The sequence below is a fragment of the Geobacillus sp. WSUCF-018B genome, from assembly GCF_002809985.1.
GTDB lineage: Bacteria > Bacillota > Bacilli > Bacillales > Anoxybacillaceae > Geobacillus > Geobacillus thermophilus.
This window is the reverse complement of the sequence record NZ_PIJF01000089.1, coordinates 1-4,734: the sequence shown is the minus strand read 5'-3', so window position 1 is coordinate 4,734 and position 4,734 is coordinate 1. Positions and strand designations below refer to the sequence as shown.

Annotated in this window: 5 protein-coding genes; all 5 read right to left on the bottom strand. The window is 39.3% G+C overall.

Going from position 1 to position 4,734, the window contains the following annotated elements; genetic code table 11:
* Positions 1-94 precede the first annotated feature (94 nt).
* Positions 95-502 (bottom strand): tyrosine-type recombinase/integrase, encoded by a 408-nt coding sequence (locus tag CV944_RS16235; protein ID WP_158236227.1) that lies wholly within the window; start codon positions 500-502, stop codon positions 95-97.
* A 64-nt stretch (positions 503-566) separates the two neighbouring features.
* Positions 567-2,339: a DUF927 domain-containing protein gene (locus CV944_RS16230; RefSeq protein ID WP_100660144.1), complete on the bottom strand. Its 1,773-nt coding sequence runs from the start codon at positions 2,337-2,339 to the stop codon at positions 567-569.
* Positions 2,284-2,775, bottom strand: a complete 492-nt coding sequence (locus tag CV944_RS16225) for a hypothetical protein (protein ID WP_100660143.1) — start codon at positions 2,773-2,775, stop codon at positions 2,284-2,286. The genes CV944_RS16230 and CV944_RS16225 overlap by 56 nt, the downstream gene beginning before the upstream one ends.
* Before the next feature lie 151 nt (positions 2,776-2,926).
* On the bottom strand, positions 2,927-3,319 hold the full coding sequence (locus tag CV944_RS16220) for a hypothetical protein (RefSeq protein ID WP_100660142.1): 393 nt from the start codon (positions 3,317-3,319) through the stop codon (positions 2,927-2,929).
* Positions 3,320-3,332: 13 nt separating this feature from the next.
* Entirely contained in the window at positions 3,333-4,244 is a 912-nt protein-coding gene (locus CV944_RS16215) for a tyrosine-type recombinase/integrase (RefSeq protein WP_100660148.1), read from the bottom strand.
* Between the last annotated feature and the right edge of the window lie 490 nt (positions 4,245-4,734).

Below are 4,734 nucleotides of genomic sequence, written 5' to 3'. Positions count from 1 at the left end.
CGATCGAGTTCTTTCCGCTACCTAGGGCATTTTCTATGACCGAAATGCCCTATTTGTGCTGGGCTTTTTTATACACTAGCACTGGGGTGAATAGTTACATTGATTTTATAATGGCTTCAATTTCTTCTTTAGTAAGGTAGATTCTTTCTGAATCGGGTACTTTTACTCTTTCAAAATCTTCAAGAGGGTTCTCTTCAACAATCTTCTTTTTCTTAAGGAAATTAAAGAAAGTAGACATGGCATTGATTTTACGATTGATCGTTCTTGGCTTACATTTTCTTTCATGGGTCAGGTAGTGAACAAATCCCTCGATGTGCTGACGATTAATCTCATTCACGAATATCGGTCCATTAGAACGTGCGGCCAGCCACTTCTGAAATTGATTAATGTCCATTTTATATCCTCTTAGGGTTGCTTCACGCATCCCTCTAGTCTTCAACCATTCGTGGAAGTAAGGAATGACTTGACTTAACAACAAACTATCCTTTTCAATGTTTTTCATCATGTTCCATCTCCCCGCTTGTTTTTTTGAAGCGAAGGAAGGTAAAGATACCTTCCTTTTTTACTTACTCGACATTTTCGTTAGATGATAGTCCTTGGACAAATCTCTCATCTCTTACCAAACCTTGAAATTGCTCCACGGGAACTTTTAAATTATAGGTGGTATCCTCCAATTTTTTTGGTGGATTTTTAGTAATTCCTAGTGCTCGTTTACGTTCTTGTTGCTCTGTTGCGTCAAAAATTCTAGTTCGTTTTGTTGTTCGATCATGTTCCGTGATAAGCCACTGACGTTCTTTCCAATCTTTAATAATCACCTTTGGATCATCGAATCCTAATTCTTTGAGCTCTTTTTCTAGTACGTGTTTTAAAATAGCCACTTCTACATAGTTGGATCGCGGGAACATTTTCCCCCAGCAATTGAAAGGATTGGAGTAAACTCCTTCTCGCTTGAAATTCCCCTGATACTGAATAATGCGTTGAACCACTAAATTCCAAGCCTTCCTGCCAATGTCGCGTTCATCTGAGATGATTTTTTCCTGTTCTACAAGGAAATGGAGTATATTGTCTAAATTTAACCCGATCTCTAACGCTTTGTTAGCCAACTCTCCTGCACCTAAAATGATGGCGTACTTTTTTGCAACGCGAGAACGAAAAGGAGTATCTGGAAGAGCTTTCTCACAGCGTTCTTGCCACTTTTTCCACGTTTCATCAATGATGTGGAGCCCCTGCTCAAACAGATACTTGATAAAAGCCTCTCCAGCATGGCCGTAATTTTCTTGAATCACTTGACGAATCATATCGGCATTAGCAGCAGATTTAGTCCAAGCAATATTCGAATACTCAAAAGTTCTAACCGTCAACCCTGCGTTATGGTTGGTACGTTCAAAAATGGATTGCTCTCCTGTTGAAATGATAGCGAGAGCCCACATTCCTTGTTTCCGTTGCTTAATATCTTCAGTAAGACGATACTTTTCTTGTCCTGAAGCCAACACGTAGAGCTCGCTTGTCAATGATTTGGCATTGCTCATGGAGAGCTCATCCAACACAATGGGAATTCCGAAATTTCCTCCTAGCATGTTTAAAATGGCATTAGAGGTTCCGTTCCAGTTCTTCATTAATCCTTTCTTCTTGTTAGATGGCATTCCAAAAACAGAAACAGCTAAGAGAGCTGCCGTGGTTTTTCCTTGCGTGCTATTTCCCGCAAGGTGAAAAACGATTGTATCTATATCGTCGTACAAATGGTACAGATACCCAATTAAAGCGGAGGCAAACCCGATAGACAAAATGGTTTCAAGCGGCGGATGTCCTACTACTTGTTCTTTCACCATCGTTAGCCATGTTTGTAAATCCCCTTTAGGCTGAAGATGATATGCCCCATACTCATTGTCATTCGTTGCTATGTAGGTAGGGTCGCTGGAAATAAGTTGATTGTGACGAAACACAAGCCCCTTTTTCTCATTTCGATGCCAACCTACCTGATGGAAAATAAGCTTATGAGGAGCTCGCTTCTGCTGCTCTCTCAAGTAAGTGGCAATGATTTTTTTGAATTCGTGAGGAATGTCGACTCCCTTGGCCATTAATTTGATTAATTCGTTAGGAATTAGCTGTCCCATTCCAATCGGCATCTCATGGTATGTTCCTTTGTATTTGTAGCAAAGATCCAAATGAACGTCCTTTGTATCAATGTTCTGCACCGTTTGTTTAATAAACAAGGGTTCGCACACTTTGAAGAAGCTTTCTTTTCCTGTATTTTTATCAATCTTTTTATAAAAAAGCCCTTCGTCACTGAGCAAGAAATCCCCAATCGGAAAGGTCTGCCCTGATTGTAAGTATTGCATACAAAATGGAAAACTCCTTCATTTGATAAGGGTAAATCTTTACTCCCCGATATCGATCAGGATTTCCTCGTATTTCTTCATTTTTTTCTTTTTTTATTTTCCGACGTTGTTCTTCTTGTTTTTGACGTAAAAGATGTTCGATCCTTTTTTCTTTAGTAATCGTATTGGATAGGTACCATATCCGTTCATAGTTGTTGAATATAAGGGCATCGACTTTTTCCGGTGGCATTTCATTCGTCTCTTCAGGCAGTTTCAGTTGACTTTGAGCGTATTGCCAAATACTCATTCCTTGGTCTTTTTGTTTTTTCTGGATGTAATCCGTCATTATGATAAACATCACAAACTTCTTCACTGCTTCTAACCCTATATAAAAATGCCCTTGAACTAGATCGGTTGCTAATTTTTCAACTTCCTCCTCTACAATTTTGTAAAACAACTTACTTTCTCCTTTCCTTGCTAGATAATTATAATCGATTTTATCTTATCACAAATAAGGTAATTATAGGAAAACAAATTTCTAAATAATAGCAATAAAATCATTTATATTTCTTCATTCTTCTCTCCCACAATTGCTTTGACGTCTCTTGTCAAAAATAGCAACCCCCTCTTTCATCGTATCTTGCTTGTTCATTCAACCATTCTTCCGTTTCATCATCGTAGGTTCCTGTGAGAGAATAGTACACTCGAATTTCTGTGTCAAAGCGAATGGCAATTCGGTAGAAGCTTATATCCCCCTCTTCAATTCTCTCTACATACTCCAAATCAAATGGATGATTGATTTCCGCAAGCACGTCATCATCTTTTTCTAACAGTATCATGGCTTCGTTTACTGGCAAACGAAAAGTGAACAGGTCCTCTTCACTATTCGATGCTTCAAACCGGTCAAGAAATTCTTTTTCAATGTATTGAATCATTGGCAAGGGGATTCTCCTCGTCGCTTTCAAAAATTCGATATCATTGAGGGATTGAATGATTTTCACCTTTTTTCCTCCTTTACAATAGCTTGACGGCATCCATCTTCTCCTGCCGTGTGGTTTGAATGTAGAATCTGGCAGTCATGTTCACAGAAGAATGACCTGCTAGTTTACTGACGGTGGTCAGGTCTACTCCTTTTTTCAACAATCGCGTGCAAAACGTATGTCGAAACAAATGCGGATGCAACTTGAATCCTAAATCCTTTGAAACGTTCGCCAGCCAATTTCTTACCGCATCTCGATGGACTTTTGGGGCACGTTGGCTAAGAAGCAAGTATTCACTATCCTTAAATTTTGATTTCAATCTCTCTCCTTTGACGTAAGACCGAATCAAATAGACAACATCTTCTCGCAAACTAATTTCTCGTATCTTGCCTCCTTTGCCCCTCACTGTTAGGCTGCTTGTCAAGTAGTCAATATCACCAAGCTTGATATTGACAAGCTCACTTACACGAACCCCAGTGTACAGAAGTAAGTAGGCAATCAATTTATTTCGTTGACTCACTTTTGTGTGATCCTCAAGGTAGAAAAGTAATTTCTCAACTTGTTCCTCTGAAAGTGCACTGACAACTTGTTCACTTCCTGCAGCTACTTTTATCCGGTCGCGCTTGAGATGGATGTACCTCTCCTTTACCAATCCCTTGATGAGTAGAAAATCGTTGTAGACTTTTAGGCTGTTGATCTTCTTGTTGATGGTTGCCACGGCAAAATTTTCGTCAATGAGGTATTGCTTATATCTGACAAAAGCAAAACGAGAAAGCGGTTGAGTCGTGTCAACCGCCTTCTCTGTGAGGTATTTCTGAAAACCTTCGATGTCTCCCACGTAAGACTCAATCGTTTTTGATGCCTTTCCTTCTTCTGTGAGCCATTGCTTAAATGCATCGAGTAATTCCTGCAATGGAAGCACCTCCTCAAAATGCAAAAAAGTCATTGATGCTTGTACTTGCACCAATGGCTCTTACTTTTTGATAATGTCGATAATTGTTTTAATCATGCAATCTGTACATGGTTGACTGCATAGATATGGGCACGGAAAGATTTTCAATCCTTTTCGCTCCTTTCTCTAGCGTTTTGTGCTATTTCTAATCATCTTTTGTGAGTTCTTTCGCTACTTCTGTGGCTATGGCAGCGAGCACCGACACGATTATTTTTTCCCACACTCTTCCTCACCTCCTTTCAAGGCGAGTATCACTACTCACGACAGAAATATAATTATGACGTGAGTTTTTTCACGCCTAACTGGGCAGCTTTCCATGGTACGACTAGATTCTGCTTTATCATATGGAGTACGATTTAGTTATGTCGTGAAATCCTTAAAAGAAATTGTAAATTATCATTTTATTTCAGCACAAAACGCCCATTTTTTTGCACATTCTTTCAGAAAGCCCTCTCCCCTTTTCTGAAGGAATGTGCTAAATTTT

Excerpts from the sequence above, each read along its gene's own strand:
- CV944_RS16215 (WP_100660148.1), bottom strand. The coding sequence starts at position 4,244 with ATGACTTTTTTGCATTTTGAGGAGGTGCTTCCATTGCAGGAATTACTC.
- CV944_RS16230 (WP_100660144.1), bottom strand. The coding sequence starts at position 2,339 with ATGCAATACTTACAATCAGGGCAGACCTTTCCGATTGGGGATTTCTTG.
- CV944_RS16235 (WP_158236227.1), bottom strand. The coding sequence starts at position 502 with ATGAAAAACATTGAAAAGGATAGTTTGTTGTTAAGTCAAGTCATTCCT.